Source organism: Kitasatospora sp. NPDC096077 (assembly GCF_040303245.1).
Classification (GTDB): Bacteria; Actinomycetota; Actinomycetes; order Streptomycetales; family Streptomycetaceae; genus Kitasatospora.
In genome coordinates this window covers 83,438-100,718 of the sequence record NZ_JBEOSV010000032.1, presented here as the reverse complement: position 1 = coordinate 100,718, position 17,281 = coordinate 83,438, and the positions used below count along the sequence as shown (strand labels likewise).

Sequence of the window (17,281 nt, the reverse complement as noted above, 5' to 3'; positions counted from 1 at the left end):
AGACACACATGCCGGTGATCTTCGCGGGTCCCCAGACCGCGAAGATCACCGGCATGCATCACGCCACGGAGTTGATCACTTACCCAACACTTTCTCAGGCGCTGATGTCGCGGCTGCTGAACCGGGCCCAGGCCGCCGAGCCGAACACGGCGACGTAGGCGGCCTGCAGGCCGAGGTCCTTCCACACGCCGTCCCAGTACATCGGCTCGCGCAGCAGGTCCGAGAAGTTCATCCAGTAGTGGGTAACCAGGAACGGCCGGATCGGGTCCAGCTGCGGGAAGGCGTCCAGGATCTGCACCGTGATCACCAGCCCGACGGTCGCGGCCATCGCCGCGATGCCGCTGCCGGTGAGGGTGGAGACGAACAGCCCGATCGCCACCAGTCCGGCCAGCGAGGCCGCGACCACCCCGGCCACCAGCACCGCGCGCAGCAGCGCGTCGGCGAAGCCGATGGTGTCCCCGGAGATCAGGGTGACCTCGCCGAGCGGGAACAGCGCGGCCCCGGTGGCCAGCGCCGCCAGCGCGACCGCCGCGGTCGCCGCCATGCAGAACACCAGCCCGGCGGTGAACTTGGCGGCCAGCAGCCTGGTCCGCCCGGCCGGGGCGACCAGCAGGTAGCGCAGCGTCCCGGTGGCCGCCTCGCCCGCCACCGAGTCCCCGGCGACCACGCCGACCGTCATCGGCAGGAAGACCGGCAGGGCCACCGCCAGCGCGGTGAACACCAGGAACAGCCCGTTCTGGGTGGTCTGGGCGATGAAGCTCGGCGCCCCGCCGCCACCGCCGCGCGGACTGTCCGTGTTGAGCTTGACGACCACCCCGATCAGGATCGGCAGCGCCGCCAGGATGCCCAGCAGCACCTTGGTCCGCATCCGGCGGAAGGTCAGGTGCAGTTCGTTGCGGAACAGCGCCAGGAACCCGGACGCGGTCTGCGGCCGCCGCCCGGCCACCAGCACCGCACCGGGCGGCGAGGCCCCGGCCCGCGACGCTTCCACCTCCGTCGCCTCAGCCCGCGACATCGAAGCCCTCCCCGGTCAGCGCCACGAAGGCGTCCTCCAATGTGCCCCGCTCCAGCCCGAACCCGTGCACCCGGACCCCGGCCTCGACCAGCGCCGCGCACAGCTTGGGCAGCACCTCGTCGCCGCTCGCGCCCAGCTCGCCGTCCACCCGGCCCTCGCCGGGCACCAGCGCGCCCACCTGGTGGGCCGCCAGCACCTCGGCGGCCTGCGCCACGTCGGGGGTGCGGACCACCAGCCGGCCCTGGGCCCGGGCGGCCAGCTCGGCGACGGTGCCCTGCACCAGGAGCCGGCCGCGCGACATCACCGCCGCGTGGGTGCAGACCTGCTCGATCTCGTCCAGCAGGTGCGACGAGAGGAACACCGTGGTGCCCTCGGCCGCGACCTCCCGGACCAGCGCCCGGATCTCCCGCATGCCCTGCGGGTCCAGCCCGTTGGTCGGCTCGTCCAGCACCAGCAGCTCGCGCGGCTGCAGCAGTGCGGAGGCCAGGCCCAGCCGCTGCTTCATGCCGAGCGAGTACGCGCGGGCCTTCTTGCCCGCGGCGGCGCTCAGGCCGACCCGCTCCAGCGCGGTCTCGACCCGCTGCTTGCGGGTGCGCGGATCGGCGGTCGGGTCGGCGGCGTCGAAGCGGACCAGGTTGTCCCGGCCGGAGAGGAAGCCGTACAGCGCCGGGCCCTCGATCAGCGCGCCCACCCGGGGCAGCACGGAGGCGACGGACTGCGGCATCGACTCGCCGAGCACGGTGGCCACGCCGGAGGTGGGGGAGATGAGGCCCATCAGCATCCGGATGGTGGTGGTCTTGCCGGAGCCGTTGGGGCCGAGGAAGCCGAACACGGAGCCGCGCGGAACGGTCAGGTCCAGCCCGTCGACGGCGAGTTGGCCGCCCCCGAAGCGCTTGGTCAGACCGCGGGTCCTGATCACGTCATCGGACGGAGAAACGGACGGAGAAACGGACGGGGAAACGGACGGAGAGGAGGAGAGGACGGGGGAGGGGCCAGGGGCGGGCGCGGGGTCCGGGCGCGACGCGGCGCCCGGACCCCCGGCCGACTCCGTAACGTCCCCCGTTACGGGAGTCCCGGTCATCCGTCAGTTCACCCCGGCGGCGTGCTGGAGGACCGGCAGGGTCACCGCGCCGGCGAAGACCCGGCCGTCGTCCGTCAGCAGGACGTTGACGACCTTGGTGCTGATCAGGGTGCCGCCGGCGACCGGCTTGCCGAGCGACTTCGCCAGTGCCTGCGGGCTTATCACTCCGCTGTGCCGCTTGCCCTGCTTCCCGTCAGCCTGCCCGCCGTCGCCCTGCGGGCCGCCGAAGGGCGCCTTGGGGGAGCTGGGCAGCTGGGTGGAGACCACGGTCGTCCAGCCCTCGCCGATCACGTTCACCCCGTCGTGGCCCCCGGCGCCCCGCTCGCCCCGGGCACCCTGGACGCCCTGGCCCTTCGCATGCCCGCCCTGGGCGTCCTTCGTCGCCTCGTCCGCCTTCTTCTCCGTCACCTTGGCACCCTTGGGAGCCGTGAAGTCGAAGGTCTTGGCGGCCGGCTTGGCGAAGGAGACGTCGGTGAAGTGGATGTCCAGCACGGTGGAGCCGTCGGTGGACTTCACCACCACCGCGAGCGGCACCCCGTTGTCGGCGGCCACCGCGATCCGCACCTCGGCGATCGTCGAACCCGACTGGGTCGGCTTGACGCTCAGCTGGTACGCCTTCTGCCCGGCCACGGTGGCCGTCCCCGCCACCGTCACCGAGGTGGTGCCGGCGCCCGCGGTCAGGAACTGCTTGGCGGCCTCCTGCGGGGTGGTCGGCACCCCGGTCAGCGGCGTCTTGGCGGCCTCGCCGTGCCCGGCCGGACGCCCGGTCAGGTGCACCGCGGTGTTGGTCGAGCTGTCCCAGGCCCAGCTCTGGTCGCCGTTGCGGACCAGGGTGTAGCCCGCCATGTTCTCCAGCAGGTCCACCCGCTGGCGGTCTGGGCCGTCCACCGCGACCCGCAGCGTCTGGTCGCCGCCGAGCAGGCCCAGCAGCTTGGCCTGCGGGTCCGCGGCCGAGCCCCCACCCTGGCCGGAACCGTGCCCGGCTGCGGCGCCGAGCCCGCCGGCCGCCGCGCCCGCCAGCTGGCTGGGCAACCCCAGGTCGGTGGAGACGGAGACCTCCCCGGACAGCGTCTGGGCGTCGGAGCCGAGCGCCTTGGCCACCACCTGCTCCGCCGACAACTGGGGCAGGTCCGGCGGCGAGTCGGCGGCCAGCGCCGGCACCAGGCCGACCCCGGCGGCGATCACCGCGGCTATCGCCAGCGGAACCCCGGCGCGCACCATGGTGCGCCGTCGCGAGCGGTACGGTGCCCCGTCGTCCATCCGGCCGTCCACCGCCGTCTCATCGGTCATGTCGTCCTCAACTCCTCCGTGAAGCCGTGCGATTGGCACTGCCCCTCCATTAGAGGCCGGGACCGCCGCCGCGTCATCGCCCTGCGGGGCCATCTCGATGTTCGCCTGCCGGGGTACGTCGACCCTGATACGGCCTCAGGGTTACTCCTGCCGGAGTACGACGTCTGGCGTAGGGTCGCGCCATGGACGGAACCGTCACGGAAGTAAGCACCCCCCCGACCGCGAACGCGATGCGGCGCGCCCTGCGCCGCGCCCGCGACGGCGTCGCCCTCGACCAGACCGAGGCCGCCGTGCTCCTCCAGGCCCGGGGCGAGGACCTGCGCGACCTGTGTACGAGCGCCGCCCGGGTGCGTGACGCCGGACTTGAGGCGGCCGGCCGCCCCGGAGTCATCACCTACTCCAAGAGCGTCTTCATCCCGCTCACCCGGCTCTGCCGCGACAAGTGCCACTACTGCACCTTCGCCACCGTCCCCGGCCGGCTGCGCCGGGAGGGCCAGGGGATGTTCATGTCCCCGGACGAGGTGCTGGAGGTGGCCCGGCGCGGGGCCGAACTCGGCTGCAAGGAAGCCCTGATCACGCTCGGCGACAAGCCCGAGGACCGCTGGCCGGAGGCCCGCGAGTGGCTGGACGCGCACGGCTACGACGACACCGTCGCCTACGTCCGGGCGATGTCCATCCGCATCCTGGAGGAGACCGGCCTGCTCCCGCACCTCAACCCCGGGGTGCTGAGCTGGACGGACTTCCAGCGGCTCAAGCCGGTCTCCGCCTCGATGGGGATGATGCTGGAGACCACCGCCACCCGGCTGTGGAGCGAACCCGGCGGTCCGCACTTCGGCTCCCCCGACAAGGAACCGGCCGTCCGGCTGCGGGTGCTGGAGGACGCCGGCCGCAGCTCCGTCCCGTTCACCAGCGGCCTGCTGATCGGCATCGGCGAGACCTACGCGGAACGCGCCGAGTCGCTGTTCGCGCTGCGCAAGGTCTCCCGGGCCTACCACGGCGTCCAGGAACTGATCCTGCAGAACTTCCGGGCCAAGCCGGACACCGCGATGCGCGGCATGCCCGACGCCGAACTCGACGAGCTGGTGGCCACGGTGGCGGTCGCCCGGCACCTGCTGGGCCCGACTGCCTGCCTCCAGGCGCCGCCGAACCTGGTCGACGGCGAGTACGAGCGGCTGATCGCGGCCGGCATCGACGACTGGGGCGGCGTCTCCCCGCTCACCCCGGACCACGTCAACCCCGAACGCCCCTGGCCGCAGATCGACCGGCTGGCCGAGCGCTCCGCCGCGGCCGGCTTCGAACTGCGCGAGCGGCTGGCCGTCTACCCCGAGTACGTGCTGCGCGGCGAACCCTGGCTGGACCCGCGGGTGCTGCCGCACGTCCGCGCCCTCGCCGACCCGGCCACCGGCCTGGCCAACCCCGACGCGCCGGTCCGCGGCCTGCCCTGGCAGGAACCCGAGGACCTCCCGCAGTCGTACGGCCGCACCGACCTGCACACCGCCGTCGACACCGAGGGCCGCACCGGCGACCGCCGGGCCGACTTCGAGGACGTGTACGGCGACTGGGACGTACTGCGCGAACAGGTGCTGGCGAAGGGCGCGCCCGAGCGCCTCGCCGGGGACCTGCGGGAGGCGCTCGCGGTGGCCGCCGACGACCCCACCCGGCTCACCGACGACCAGGCGCTGGCCCTGTTCCACGCGGACGGCCCGGCCCTGGACGCGCTCTGCCGGATCGCCGACGACGTCCGCCGGTCGGCGGTCGGCGAGGACGTCACCTACTGCGTCACCCGGAACATCAACTTCACCAACGTCTGCTACACCGGCTGCCGCTTCTGCGCCTTCGCCCAGCGCCGCACCGACGCCGACGCCTACACCCTGTCGCTGTCGCAGGTCGCCGAACGGGCCGCGCAGGCCTGGGAGGTGGGCGCCACCGAGGTGTGCATGCAGGGCGGCATCCACCCGGACCTGCCCGGCACCGCCTACTTCGACATCGCCCGCGCGGTGAAGGAACGGGTGCCCGGCATCCACGTGCACGCCTTCTCCCCGATGGAGGTGGTCAACGGCGCGACCAGGACCGGGCTGTCGATCCGGGACTGGCTGCAGCAGGCCAAGGAGTCCGGCCTGGACACCATCCCGGGCACCGCCGCCGAGATCCTCGACGACGAGGTCCGCTGGGTGCTCACCAAGGGCAAGCTGCCCGCCGCGACCTGGGTCGAGGTGGTCACCACCGCGCACGAACTGGGCATCCGCTCCTCGTCCACCATGATGTACGGGCACGTGGACACCCCGCAGCACTGGCTCGGCCACCTGCGACTGCTCGCGGAGATCCAGCAACGCACCGGCGGCTTCACCGAGTTCGTCACCCTCCCGTTCATCCACACCAACGCCCCGGTCTACCTGGCCGGCATCGCCCGCCCCGGTCCGACCGCCCGGGACAACCGCGCGGTGGTCGCGATGGCCCGGCTGCTGCTGCACCCGCACATCCCCAACATCCAGACCAGCTGGGTCAAGCTGGGCGCGGAGGGCGCGGCCGAGATGCTCCGCTCGGGCGCCAACGACCTCGGCGGCACGCTGATGGAGGAGACCATCTCGCGGATGGCCGGCTCCGCGTACGGCAGCTACAAGTCGGTGCGCGACCTCCAGGCGATCGCCGAGGCCGCGGGCCGCCCGCACCGCCAGCGCACCACCGTCTACGGCGAGGTGCCCGCCGAGCGGCAGGCGGCGGCGCTGGCCTCGGACGGGCACCTGCCGGAGCTGCTGCCCGTCCTCGACTGACACCCGGGCGCCGCCCCGGCCCGCCGTGCCACCGACGGCGGGCCGGGGTGCGCGGGCCGGGGACTCCGTCGATCCGTTCGAATCTTCGAAGTACAGTGCGGGGGCGCGTCGGCCGCCGTGGGGCCGCGTGCGGCCCCCGACCCCGACGAAAGGCGCCCCGCCGTGATGCCACTGTGGTCACGAGCCCAGCAGCAGGACTTCCGCAGCCGGGTCCGCGGCTGCCTGCTCGGCGGTGCCATCGGTGACGCGCTCGGCGCCGGCGTCGAGTTCGAGCCGCTGGAGAAGATCCGGGCCCAGCACGGCCCGCAGGGCGTCACCGGCTACCTCCCCGCGTACGGGCGCACCGGCGCGATAACCGACGACACCCAGCTCAGCCTGTTCACCGTGGACGGCCTGATCCGCGCCCACATCCGGCGCGACACCGGCAGCTGGCACCCGCCCACCGACCTCCACCTCGCCTACCTGCGCTGGGCCGCCACCCAGCGCGACTGGGGCCCGGACGAGCGCCGCCCCGACCTCGGCTGGCTCGGCCGGGAGGAATGGCTGTACGCCCAGCGCGCCCCCGGCCAGGGCTGCCTGACCGGCCTCACCGGCCCGGACGGCGAGCGGCTCGGCACCCTGGAACAGCCCAAGAACCCGCACTCCAAGGGCTGCGGCACGGTGGTGCGGGCGGCGCCGTTCGGGCTGCTCACCACCTGGGAGCCGGGCCTGGTGTTCCAGCTCGCGGTGGAGTGCTCGGTGCTCACCCACGGCCACCCCACCGGCTACCTCGCGGCGGGCGCGCTCGCGGTGATCGTCCAGGCGGTCGCCCGCGGCGGCACCCTGGAGGAGGGCGTCCACCTGGCGCTGGCCCTGCTCTCCGAGCGGCAGGCGCACGAGGAGACCACCGCCGCCCTGCGGGCCGCGCTGGACGCGGTGCGGGCCGGCGAGCCGTCCGCCGAGCGGGTCGAAGCGCTGGGGGAGGGCTGGGTCGCCGAGGAGGCGCTGGCCATCGCGGTCTACTGCGCGCTGGTCGCGCACGACGTCCGCTCGGGCCTGCTGCTCGCCGTCAACCACTCCGGCGACAGCGACTCCACCGGCGCGATCTGCGGCAACCTGCTCGGGGTGCTGCACGGCGACACCGCGCTGCCGCCCGGCCTGGTGGCCGGGCTGGAGGGGCGCGGCGCGATCCTCGAACTCGCCGACGACTTCGCCCTGGAGCTGATGCACGGCACCGAACTGCACGACCGGCACAGCCCGGAGGGCGCCGACTGGGCCGTCCGCTACCCGGTGGCGCACTGAGCGTCCCGGTGTCTCGCTGTCCCGGCGTCCCGGCGTCCCCGCGTCCCGGGGGTCCCGGAGTCTCGGGGTCCCGGCGCCGGAGGACCGGGCCCGGAACGGCAGTTGCCCGTCGCGCCGACCGCCGCACGGGGCGACGGACAGTGCTACGGGCAACTGGGCCGAGCACGGATCCGGTCGGATCAGACCTCGCCGAAGGACCCCGCCGCCGCGGCCGACGCGAACGCGTTCCAGGCCTCGGTGGAGAAGCGCAACTGCGGTCCGAGCGGATCCTTGGAGTCCCGGACGGCGACCGCTCCCGCGGCCGGTCCGGCGATCTCCACGCAGGCGCCCTGGCCTCCGCTGTGACTGCTCTTGCGCCAGTGGGCTCCGTGCTCGGCGGGGGTGCTCATTCGTGGTATCCCTTTTCGATGTCGGCTATCAGCGACCGGCTCTCCGCGACACCGAGCGCGGCCGCTCTCAGGTAGTCGTACAGACCGGTATAGCGGCGCACATCGGCCTCCTTCTCCAGGTAGAGATCGCTCGTCACACCTTCGAAGTAGACAACCGTGGAATCGGCTGACTCCGGGAACTCCAGCAGGGAGAATGTCCCGGTCATGCCGGGATGGGCCCCGTGCGAGAACGGGATCACCTGGATGGTGATGTTCGGACGCAGGCTCAGCTCCAGCATCTGCCGCAGCTGCTTGGCCATGATCTCCCGGCTGCCGACCTCGCGCCGCAGCGCCGCCTCGTCTATGACGGTCCACAGACTGCCGAGCTGGTTCTCGCCGTGAACCCGCTCCTGGCGCTTCATCCGCACCTGCACCCGGCGCTGCACCGCGTTCGCGTCGGTGTCCGGCTGGGTGCCCTCGACCACCGCCTGGGCGTACTGCTCGGTCTGCAGCAGACCGGGGATGAAGGAGGACTCGTACGCGCGGATCGAGGAGGCCTCCGCCTCCAGGCCGATGTAGACGCTGTACGGGGTCGGCATGTCGTTGAAGTCGTGCCACCAGCCGCGCTGCCGGGACTCCTTGGCCATCTCCATCAGGCTGTTGCGCATCTGGTCGTCGGCCACGTTGTACACGTCGCAGAGGTCACGCACGTCGCGCTGGCTGATGCTGCGGCGGCCGTTCTCCAGCCGGCTGATCTTCGACTGGGAGACCATCAGCCGACCGGCCACCTCCTCCGCCGTCATCCCCAGGCCCTCGCGGAGTTTGCGCAGCTCGGAGCCGAGCCGTCGGCGGCGCACGGTGGGATTGATGTTCGCGGACACGTCGACCTCCGGCCGAACCTCTGGTGATCGTTGGAACGGCAGTCCTCGGAACACTTCGGACATTGGGACCAACCCCCCTGACTTGGAGCAGCATGTCACCTTGGGCCAGGTCGGCGCCGGGGAATCACAGCAGCGCGGTAGAACAGATCGTCGGAAAAGCGCGTCCGTGAGACGGCGGAAGCCCCCAGGTGGTAATGCGGCTCGGCGACTCGAACCGGTCGTTGCGGCCGGCCCCGCGACCGGCCGGGACGGACCTCGGCGGCGGCGTGCGGGAACGGCAGAGGGGCGGTCGCCGGGCGACTTGCGTCGCGGGGCGACCGCCCCTCGGTGCTGCTCGTGGTGCCGGTGCTGCTCTTGCTGCGGCTGCTGCTCGTGCTGCTCGTGGTGCCGGTGCTGCGGGTGCTGCCCGTGCCGTCGGACCGCCGGGCTCAGCGCACCCCGACCCGGGGAGCGGAGACCCGCCCGCCCGAAGCCCGGCCCGCCGCACGGGCGCCGGAACGACCGGAAACGGCCCCGGGACCCTGGGAAGAACGGTTCTGCTGGGCCGGCAGGCCGTTCTGCACGTCCATCACGGCGTGCGCGACCATCCCGCCCAGCGGGTCGTACCGGATCAGATCGCGCAGCCGCGACCGCGAGGACCGGCCCTCGTTGCCCGGGTACAGGTGCTTGCCCAGACCCACCGAGTGGGCGAGGGCCGCGAGCGCGGCCGTCCGCGGGTCCGGCGGCACGCCGGTGCGGATCGCGGTGTCCAGCCGCTGCTTGATCGCGGCGTTGGTGCAGTCGTCGGACGCCTGGTACCGGATCGTCGGCAGCACCCCGCACACCTGCCCGGGCACGGCCGTGACCATGCCGCAGCGTTCCAGGTGCGCCAGGTAGGTCTGCCGCAGCCCCAGCCGGGGCCCGCCGATCCAGTGCGCCGCGCGGACCGGACTGCCGCGTCGGCGCAGCAGCTCCAGTGCGTGGTCGAGCGTCGGGTCGCCCGTCGGCCGTGCGAGCACGACGGCGATCCGGTCGCCCTCCGGTACGATCCGTCCGGCCAGGGACAGCTCGACGAGCTGCGCCCCGGCGAGTCCGAGGTCGAGGGTCTGCGGCTGCGCCGTGGTACCCGTGGTCGGGTCCAAAGCGAGCAGCAAGAGTTCCTCGGGAACAGTTCTGCGGCTCTTGCCCATCCAAGCCTCCCCGCGTGGATGAGAGACAGGGTGACGCCTCTCACACGGGCTTGTCGAGTACGCCTCCGAATCGTGACCTTGCGGTGAAGGCGCGGAACCGGCGGCCGCAGGCCCGGCGTCTGACCCTTGAACAGACCGCATTGCGGCCGTGCGGCGGCAATAAGCGCCGGTCGGGCGGGGTGTGCGCGGCCGGATCGGCCATCGGTGGCGGAGACTGTACAGGTACACGGGGCGGGGCGTCGGCTTCCCGAAATCGGGTTCGCCGGTGCCCCGCCGGGCGTTGAGGAGGCTGGGATACGTGGGCGAGTCCCCCGACAGGGTGCTGAGGGACGGCGAGCGGGAGCAGGACCGCGAGCGCGAACGGACCGGTGCGGTGACCGCCGGGGCGTCAGCCGCGGCCGCCGGCACCGGTGAGGCCGCGGAGGTCCCGACGGAGGTCTCGACGGAGGTCCCCGCGAAGACCTCCGTCGAGGCTCCGGCGGACGGTGCCGACGGGGTGCCCGCCGCTGACGCCGACTCCGCCGGCGCGGCCGCCGATGCGGACGCTGCCGCTGGTGCCGAGGACGACGCCGACGCGCCGAGGACGGGCGCCAAGGGCGGCTCGACCGTACAGCTCCGTGTCCGGGATGTGGACAGCCGGACGACGATGCTGCGCCTGCCGGTGGACAACAGGACCACCGCGCTGCGCCTGCCGGAGGAACTGCTGAAGCCCGCGGACGATAACGCTTCCGACGGCGGGGCGGCGGATCAGAAGGAGGAGCCGAAGGCCGACGGGACGAAGGCGGGCGGGACGAAGGAGGCCGCCGAGCGGCCGTCCGTCGCCGACCCCCGTCTCGCCATGCGGACGGCGGCCGTGGCGGCGGAACCCGTCGGCGAGGGCATCGTCGAGGGCGCTGAGAAGGCTGCGGACAAGGCCGGGAACAAGGCTGCGGACAAGGCTGCGGAGAGCGCAGGGGACAAGCCGGCGGGGAAGACCGACGCCGCCGACGACGAGGCCGACACCGAGGCGGAGGAGACGGCCGAGAAGCCCGCCGCGCCCGAGAAGGACGCCCCCGCCGGTTCCTCGCCGACCCTCCTGCTGACCAAGCCGGGTCAGGCCGAGAAGCTGGAGAAGCCCAAGCCGCTGCGCACGCCCGCGGCCCCGACGGTCGGCACCGTGCCCGAGCCCCCGGAGCCGGCCCCCGTCCCGGAGCCGACGCCCGAGCCCCTCCCCGAACCCGAACCCGAACCCGAACCCGAGCCGACCCCGGCCCCGACCCCGGTCCCGGCCCCCAAGCCGACGCCGGCCCCCGCGCCGACGCCACTGCCCGAGCCCGACCCGCGGCCGCTGCCGCCCACCCCGCCGCTGCCCGGGCCCGAGCCGCTGCCCTCCCCGCAGCCGATGCTCCCGCCGGAGAACACGGCCGAGGCGATGGAGGTCCTGGCGACCCTCAACGCCCGCCCGGTCTCGCCGCTGCGGCGCGCGCTCAAGCGGATCACCATCTGGACGGTCTTCCTGGCCGTGGTGCTCGGCGCGGTGGTGGTGGCGCAGCTGCTGCGCCCGCTGCCGGACCCGAAGCTGCGGATGACGGCCTCCTCCGGCTTCAGCTTCTCCGGGGACCAGCTCGACCTGGCCTGGCCGACCAAGGGCCAGTCGGCCGCCGAGGTGGTCGGCGTCGGCACCCTCGGCAGCTCCGGTCAGGAGACGCCGGCCTCGATCGCCAGCGTCACCAAGGTGATGAACGCCTACCTGATCCTGCAGAAGTACCCGCTCAAGAAGGGGGAGAGCGGCCCGAAGATCGTCGTCGACAAGCAGGCCGCGCAGGAGTCCGGCAACGCCGACGAGTCCCGGGTGACGCTCACCGAGAACCAGGTGCTCAGCGAGTACCAGGCGCTGGAACTGCTGATGCTGCCGTCCGCCAACAACGTGGCCCGGCTGCTCGCCCGCTTCCACTCCGGCTCCGAGGAGGCGTTCGTCAAGGAGATGAACGACACCGCGGCCAAGTTCGGCATGACCAACACCACCTACGCCGACCCGGCGGGCTTCAACGCGGACACCAAGTCCACCGCGAAGGACCAGTTGAAGCTGGCCGAGCAGGTCATGCAGGACGACATCTTCCGGCAGATCGTCGCCACCCCGGACACCACCCTCAACGGCGTGAAGATCTCCAACACCAACAACCTGATCAACCCGAAGACCGGCGTCATCGGCGTCAAGACCGGCTCCAGCACCCCGGCCGGCGGCTGCCTGATGTGGGCCGCGTACAAGGACATCGGCGGCACCAAGCGACTGATCCTCGGCGTCACCCTGGGCCAGCAGGCCACCTCGCCCAACCCGGGCGACGGCATCCTGCCGACCGTGCTCAAGGTCAGCGGCAAGCAGATCCAGGCCGCCCAGAACGGGCTGACCGGTCAGACCGTGGTGAAGAAGGGCGACGTCGTCGGAGCCGTGGACGACGGGCTCGGCGGCAAGGTCCCGGTCGTCGCGACCAAGGACCTCGTGGTGGCCGGCTTCCCGGGCATCACCGGCACGATCACCCTCGCCCCGGGCGCGGTCGGCCACACCATGGCGGCGGGCCAGGAGATCGGCACGCTGCGGGTGGGCGACAGCAAGACCGAGGTGCCGGTGGCCCTCCAGTCCGACCTGAACCCGCCGTCCATCCAGTCGCGCCTGCTGCGCCTGCTCTGACCCTCCTTCCGTCTTTTCCCCTTTCCGCTTCCTCCTGCCTCCTCCGAACCCCGAACCCCGAACCTTGAAGGGGGAGCCGGTCCGCCCGGCTCCCCCTTCAAGGTCCACCGGCCCCGCCGGGCCCGTGCCACAGTCCGCCACCCCTGGCCGACGCCCGATCCGGTACGCTGTGAACGGCCTGGTCACCGACCGGCCATGCCTCAGTAGCTCAGGGGATAGAGCACGGCTCTCCTAAAGCCGGTGTCGCAGGTTCGAATCCTGCCTGGGGCACATCACAGAAGACGAAAAGGCCCAGGCCAGAGGGACATTCCTCCAGTCCGGGCCTTCGTCGTTTCGGACCGCTAGTCGTCCTGTGCCACGTCCGTGCCAGATGCGTCCGGCGGGACGTCCCTCTCCAGCTCCTTCGCGACCATCTCACCCATCCGGTCGGCGATGGCCCGGTCGCGGTCGCTGGTCATGTGCTGGTAGATCAGCGCGGCCCGCGCCGTGCTGTGCCCCATGCGGGTCATGAGTTCCCTGGTGCTTGCTCCGCTCTGCGAGGCGAGGGTGTTCCCGGTGTGACGCAGGTCATGGAAGTGCACATCCGCCGAGATCTTCGCCTTGGCCTTCGCGGCGCTCCAGTCGTCCCGGAAGTTGCTCCGGCGAAGTCGGCCCCCGCGCGGCCCGATGAACATGTGGCCGTTCGGGCCCTGCCCCGCGTGGTGCTCCAGGTGGTGCCGCAGGGCGTCCACGATCGAGGCGGGGAACGCCACCGGCCGGAACCCGGCGCGGCTTTTGGGCGCCTTGTCGTACAACTTCCCGCTGTACAGCTCCGCTTGGTTCCGTCGCACCCGGAGCAGCCGTGCGTCCAGATCGACGTCCCGCCGGCGGAGGGCGGCCAGCTCGCCGAACCGCAGCGTGGTGAACGCGGTGACCAGGACCAGCGCGCGCCACCGGGGCGTGATGGCGTCGGCTGCAGCGAAGACCTCGGCCACCGAGAGAACTGGCCGCTCGGGAACGTCGTACGTGTCGGCGCCCTTGATCCGACACGGGTTGCGCTTGATCAGTTCGTCGTCCAGGGCAGTGTTCATGATGGCCCGAAGCATCTGGTACGCCTTGACCACGGTCGGCTCACCGACCCCGGACTCCAGCAGCCGGGTCCGCCACGTGCGCACCCGCTGCGGGGTGATCTGCACGATGAACTTCGGGCCGAGCGTGGGCAGGATGTGCAGCCGGAGCGCGGTCTCGTACCGCTCCCGGGTGGTCTCCTCCAGCTTGCGCTCCTTGAGCCACCGGGTCGCGTACTCGCCGAAGTTCACCTTCCCTGCGTCCGGGTCGACCCACTTCTCACGCGTGATGTCGGCTTCGAGCTGGCTCAGCCTCACCTCGGCGTCGGTCTTGGTGGCGTACGTCGTCTCGTCGGGCCGCAGCATGCCCGTGAGCGGGTCACGGTAACGGACCTGCCAGCGGCCGGAGGGGAGCTGGCGGACGGCGCCGAACCGGCGGCGGCTGTTCTTCTTGTTGGCCATCAGGCGGCTTTCCTGGTCGTGGCGGTACGGCGGGCGGTGATGGGCTGCACGGTGTTGGCGGCAATGAGTTCGGCGACGGCGGATGCCGGGATACGGACGTGGCGCCCGATCTTGACGAAGGTGATCCGGCGCTCCTCGATCAGTCGTCGAGGGAAGCGTTCGCCACTCGTCTTCCAGGTGCCGAGGAGCTCGGCGACCTCTCGGACGCTCAGCAGTTGCTCTGGCAGAGCCGGGGCGGCCGGTGTGCGGTGGTTGGCCAAGGCGTGCTCCTCTGCGGGGGGGGGTGGCGTGTGTGTCCGAGGCGGGGATTTCTGCGTCATTGCGACATCAGCGTCATCCGGGTCCGTGACCTGCGGCTTTGCGTGACGCAGCGGCAGGGGGCTGCGTCATCCCTGCGTCATGGGCTGCGTCATCCGGTGACGCAGCCCATGACGCAGATGACGCAGGATGACGCAGAGGCAGCCGTCTGCGTCATGGCCTTCGCCGCAGGTCAGGAGCCGTTTTCCGGCCCGCATGACGCAGATGACGCAGCGTCTTCCTACTTAGGAAAAAGAAGGGGCTGCTCTTGTAGTTAGGCGTGCCTCAGGGCGTGAAGAAGGAGCCGCAAGCGGCACGTCCTTTTAGCGGCTTCGCCGAACAGCAAGAGGAGCACCTCTGCGCCGGCACTGGTGCTCTTCTTGCTTGTGCGGTGGCGGTCAGATCGGCAGCTCCTGCTGCTCGTGCGGGACGGGGGCGGCGGGGCGGGCCATTTCGAGGTAGCGGCCTTCGCTGGTGCGGCCGGTGTCGATGAGGACGCCACGCGCCGCGAGGGTGGGCTGAAGGCGCTTGAGCCGGTCGCTGAGGACCTTGCCGGTGGTCGGCCAGCCCTTGGGCACGGGCCGAAGCTCGTCGCCGCTGTAGAGGCGGCTGAGGCACTGCAGCCACTCCGTGGAGGTCATGCGCTGCGCGCCGCCCGGCTCGATGGTCTCGGCGTGCCGCAGGACGGTCTGCGCCATCAGGTCGCCCTCGATCACGTCGTCGGTGAGGTCGTCCAGGCTGGCCCGATAGGCGGCCAGCGAGCCGAAGCCGGTCGCGGCGTCAAGCTGCGCGCACAGGTGGGCGAAGTCCGCCATGCGCAGATCGGTCGGGGTCTCCGCCTCGGCCGCACGGACCTTGACCGTGAGGTCGAGCAGCGACCCGAGCACGACCGGCAGCACCTCGGCGTACTCGGCCCACAGCTCCGCCTCGGTACGCCGGACGCTGGGGCGCTCCAGCCGCAGGGGCAGGAGCCGCTCGGCGAGGTCGGGCCGAATGACGCCCACGTCGATGCCGGTCAGGAGCAGGGGCCGGCGGTAGGCGGAGCGGTGCACGTCCCCGTCGGTGAACAGTGCGCGCTTGACGGACTCGACGCCAGTCACGATGCAGCACATGAGGTCGGACAGGTCCTGACCCATGTGGGAGAGGTTGTCCAGGGCCGTGACCCACCCGGCCGCCACGGCGGCGATCAGGTCGTCCTCCCCTTTCGGGGCCCGACGCAGGTCACCGCTCATCCCCTCGACGATCCGCACGAGCATCCGGCCGCCGGTGGACTTGCCCGCGCCCTGCGGGCCGGTGAGGAACGGGGCGGGCACCGGCACGCCCGGCGAGAGGCAGCCGATGAGCCAGGCCAGGGCCAGGCATTCGGTCTGGGCGTTGGCGAAGTTCGTCAGTCTCAGAAGGAGGTCGATGCCCTTGCCGTCGGTGTCCCTGGCCGGCAACGGCAGTTCGCCGGTGAGCTGGGTGCGGCGCCAGCAGACCTCACGCGGGTCCGGGGTGAGGATGTCCCAGCCGGTGGGGTGGATGCGCACGGACAGCCCGTCCGCGCGGCCCAGGTCGAGCCAGGTGGCCCCGTCGAAGCCCGGGGCCACCCGGATGTGAACGGCCTGCACGTCCTCGGACAGGGCGAGCGCTTCGATCAGGTCCAGAGCCTCCTTAAGAGCGGACCCATTGAACAGGCCGACCCCGTCCCGATACAGGCTGACCATGAGTTCCTGACGGTGGCTGCCGGTCGTGCCCTGCGAACGGATCGGCCGGGCGACCGGGTGGCCCACCTTCTGGGCGTAGACGGTGCCGTCGGCGGTGCGGAAGTACCGGAAGTGCGCTTGGGCGTAGTCGGCGATGATCTCGCGCCCGGGGGTCTTCTCGTCCTCGGCCACGGTCACATCCCCAACCTGGTCAGGGCGTTGGCCCACGCGTCGGCGCAGTGCCGGGCGCTCTCGCCCTTGGCCTGGGCAGCGGCGAACAGCCGCTCCGTGTGGGCCTCGGTCAGGCACCCGCACCGCCCGTGCGTGGACAGCACCGCGAGGAACGCCCCGTAGACGGTGGCGTGGACCGCGCTGGCCGCCTCGGTGATGCGCTGCTCCGCCATGGCGATGCCCCGGGCCAGGTAGGCGGGGGTGCGGTGCGGGCAGGCCCCGCCTCCGGCCGGCGTGGGCGCGGCCATGGGCCGAACCGGGGCGGGCTGCTTCACGAACAGGTCGCGGACGGCGTCCGGCAGGGCGGTGATCGTGCCCGTGCCGGGGCCGAGCCAACGGGCGTAGGCCATAGTCGACTTGATGTCCACGCCGGGGCGAACCGCGTTGGCGGAGGGCATGACGCCCCGGTAGATCCAGTGCTCACCCCGGGTCGTGTGCACGGTCCGGGTGGCGGGCAGGTTGGCGTGCGCCCAGGCGATGGCGTCGTCGTTGTCGAGGTCTACGACGGTCAGGCCTGCGCCGCCGGGGTGGTAGGCCACCGCCGCCGCCTCGCGCCACGCCTTCGCCCACTCGGGCGAGTTGAGGATGTCGGGGTCGGTGGTGGCGGCGGCCCAGCCGTGGCAGGGAGCCGGGCAGGTGCAGGGGCCGGGGGTCTTCATGTTCGGCCGGCCGCCGCACGCGTTGCCAGTGCAGCGCGGGCAGTTGCCGAACGGCACCTTCCCGGCCCGCAGCGGCAGGGCGGGCATGCCGTCCGCCGCCAGGGAGAGGGCGGTGGGCAGGTGCTCTCCCCGGATCGGGGGCAGATGGGTCATGCTGGATACCTCCAGTGCTCTGCTGGATTGGCGGCGGCCCCGCTTCTTGGCGGGAGGGGGCCGCCGTTGTCGTTCATCGCGTTCTCGGCGCAGACCTTGTGCGAGGGCCTGCGCTGCTCGTCCCGCAGTGGGGTGGGGCGGCCGCACCAGCGGCATGGGCGGTCGCCGGTGCGGTCGTAGTGGCGGGCGTCGCGCCAGTCCAGGGCGGCGCACACGGCGGCGTC

The 17,281-nt window shown here is 72.3% G+C and carries 14 protein-coding genes and 1 tRNA gene; 4 read left to right on the top strand and 11 right to left on the bottom strand.

Features of this window, described 5'->3' with window-relative positions; translation table 11 throughout:
- Positions 1–94 precede the first annotated feature (94 nt).
- The 3 genes from ABTZ03_RS25660 to ABTZ03_RS25650 are packed head-to-tail and all read right to left on the bottom strand — an operon-like array spanning position 95 to position 3,386.
- Positions 95–1,015, bottom strand: a complete 921-nt coding sequence (locus ABTZ03_RS25660; RefSeq protein ID WP_350515416.1) for an ABC transporter permease — start codon at positions 1,013–1,015, stop codon at positions 95–97.
- Positions 1,002–2,096 carry an ABC transporter ATP-binding protein gene (locus ABTZ03_RS25655; protein ID WP_502894578.1) on the bottom strand — a complete coding sequence of 365 codons (1,095 nt, stop codon included), beginning with the start codon at positions 2,094–2,096 and terminating at the stop codon, positions 1,002–1,004. The genes ABTZ03_RS25660 and ABTZ03_RS25655 overlap by 14 nt, the downstream gene beginning before the upstream one ends.
- A 3-nt stretch (positions 2,097–2,099) precedes the next feature.
- Positions 2,100–3,386, bottom strand: coding sequence for a LolA family protein (locus ABTZ03_RS25650; RefSeq protein WP_350515414.1), 1,287 nt, complete (start codon positions 3,384–3,386; stop codon positions 2,100–2,102).
- 182 nt (positions 3,387–3,568) lie between these two features.
- Between ABTZ03_RS25650 and ABTZ03_RS25645 the strand changes: the two genes are divergently transcribed.
- Both ABTZ03_RS25645 and ABTZ03_RS25640 read left to right on the top strand, forming a co-directional pair.
- A complete protein-coding gene (locus ABTZ03_RS25645) occupies positions 3,569–6,157 on the top strand; it encodes a bifunctional FO biosynthesis protein CofGH (protein WP_350515413.1) in 2,589 nt (862 codons plus the stop codon).
- Between the two features lie 165 nt (positions 6,158–6,322).
- Positions 6,323–7,438 carry an ADP-ribosylglycohydrolase family protein gene (locus ABTZ03_RS25640; RefSeq protein ID WP_350515412.1) on the top strand — a complete coding sequence of 372 codons (1,116 nt, stop codon included), beginning with the start codon at positions 6,323–6,325 and terminating at the stop codon, positions 7,436–7,438.
- Between the two features lie 179 nt (positions 7,439–7,617).
- On the opposite strand, the gene ABTZ03_RS25635 is transcribed toward ABTZ03_RS25640, so the two are convergent.
- The 3 genes from ABTZ03_RS25635 to ABTZ03_RS25625 form a co-directional block, all read right to left on the bottom strand.
- Positions 7,618–7,827 (bottom strand): DUF397 domain-containing protein, encoded by a 210-nt coding sequence (locus ABTZ03_RS25635; protein ID WP_350515411.1) that lies wholly within the window; start codon positions 7,825–7,827, stop codon positions 7,618–7,620.
- Positions 7,824–8,687, bottom strand: coding sequence for a helix-turn-helix domain-containing protein (locus ABTZ03_RS25630; RefSeq protein WP_350515410.1), 864 nt, complete (start codon positions 8,685–8,687; stop codon positions 7,824–7,826). The genes ABTZ03_RS25635 and ABTZ03_RS25630 overlap by 4 nt, the downstream gene beginning before the upstream one ends.
- Before the next feature lie 428 nt (positions 8,688–9,115).
- Positions 9,116–9,856 carry a GOLPH3/VPS74 family protein gene (locus tag ABTZ03_RS25625; protein WP_350515409.1) on the bottom strand — a complete coding sequence of 247 codons (741 nt, stop codon included), beginning with the start codon at positions 9,854–9,856 and terminating at the stop codon, positions 9,116–9,118.
- 298 nt (positions 9,857–10,154) lie between these two features.
- Between ABTZ03_RS25625 and ABTZ03_RS25620 the strand changes: the two genes are divergently transcribed.
- Complete coding sequence (locus ABTZ03_RS25620; RefSeq protein ID WP_350515408.1) at positions 10,155–12,524, top strand: hypothetical protein; 2,370 nt, start codon at positions 10,155–10,157, stop codon at positions 12,522–12,524.
- Between the two features lie 197 nt (positions 12,525–12,721).
- Positions 12,722–12,794, top strand: a tRNA-Arg gene (locus ABTZ03_RS25615).
- Between the two features lie 71 nt (positions 12,795–12,865).
- Here ABTZ03_RS25615 and ABTZ03_RS25610 read toward each other — a convergent pair.
- The 5 genes from ABTZ03_RS25610 to ABTZ03_RS25590 form a co-directional block, all read right to left on the bottom strand.
- The gene (locus ABTZ03_RS25610) at positions 12,866–14,032 is read right to left on the bottom strand and encodes a tyrosine-type recombinase/integrase (protein WP_350515407.1); all 1,167 of its coding nucleotides are present in this window, start codon (positions 14,030–14,032) and stop codon (positions 12,866–12,868) included.
- Positions 14,032–14,259 carry an excisionase family DNA-binding protein gene (locus ABTZ03_RS25605; RefSeq protein WP_350515419.1) on the bottom strand — a complete coding sequence of 76 codons (228 nt, stop codon included), beginning with the start codon at positions 14,257–14,259 and terminating at the stop codon, positions 14,032–14,034. Before ABTZ03_RS25605 ends, ABTZ03_RS25610 begins: the two co-directional genes overlap by 1 nt.
- 468 nt (positions 14,260–14,727) lie before the next feature.
- Positions 14,728–16,212: an AICE element replication initiation protein gene (locus tag ABTZ03_RS25600; protein WP_502894577.1), complete on the bottom strand. Its 1,485-nt coding sequence runs from the start codon at positions 16,210–16,212 to the stop codon at positions 14,728–14,730.
- Positions 16,209–17,057: a bifunctional DNA primase/polymerase gene (locus ABTZ03_RS25595; protein WP_350515405.1), complete on the bottom strand. Its 849-nt coding sequence runs from the start codon at positions 17,055–17,057 to the stop codon at positions 16,209–16,211. The genes ABTZ03_RS25600 and ABTZ03_RS25595 overlap by 4 nt, the downstream gene beginning before the upstream one ends.
- Positions 17,054–17,272 (bottom strand): hypothetical protein, encoded by a 219-nt coding sequence (locus ABTZ03_RS25590; RefSeq protein WP_350515404.1) that lies wholly within the window; start codon positions 17,270–17,272, stop codon positions 17,054–17,056. Before ABTZ03_RS25590 ends, ABTZ03_RS25595 begins: the two co-directional genes overlap by 4 nt.
- Positions 17,273–17,281: the final 9 nt, after the last annotated feature.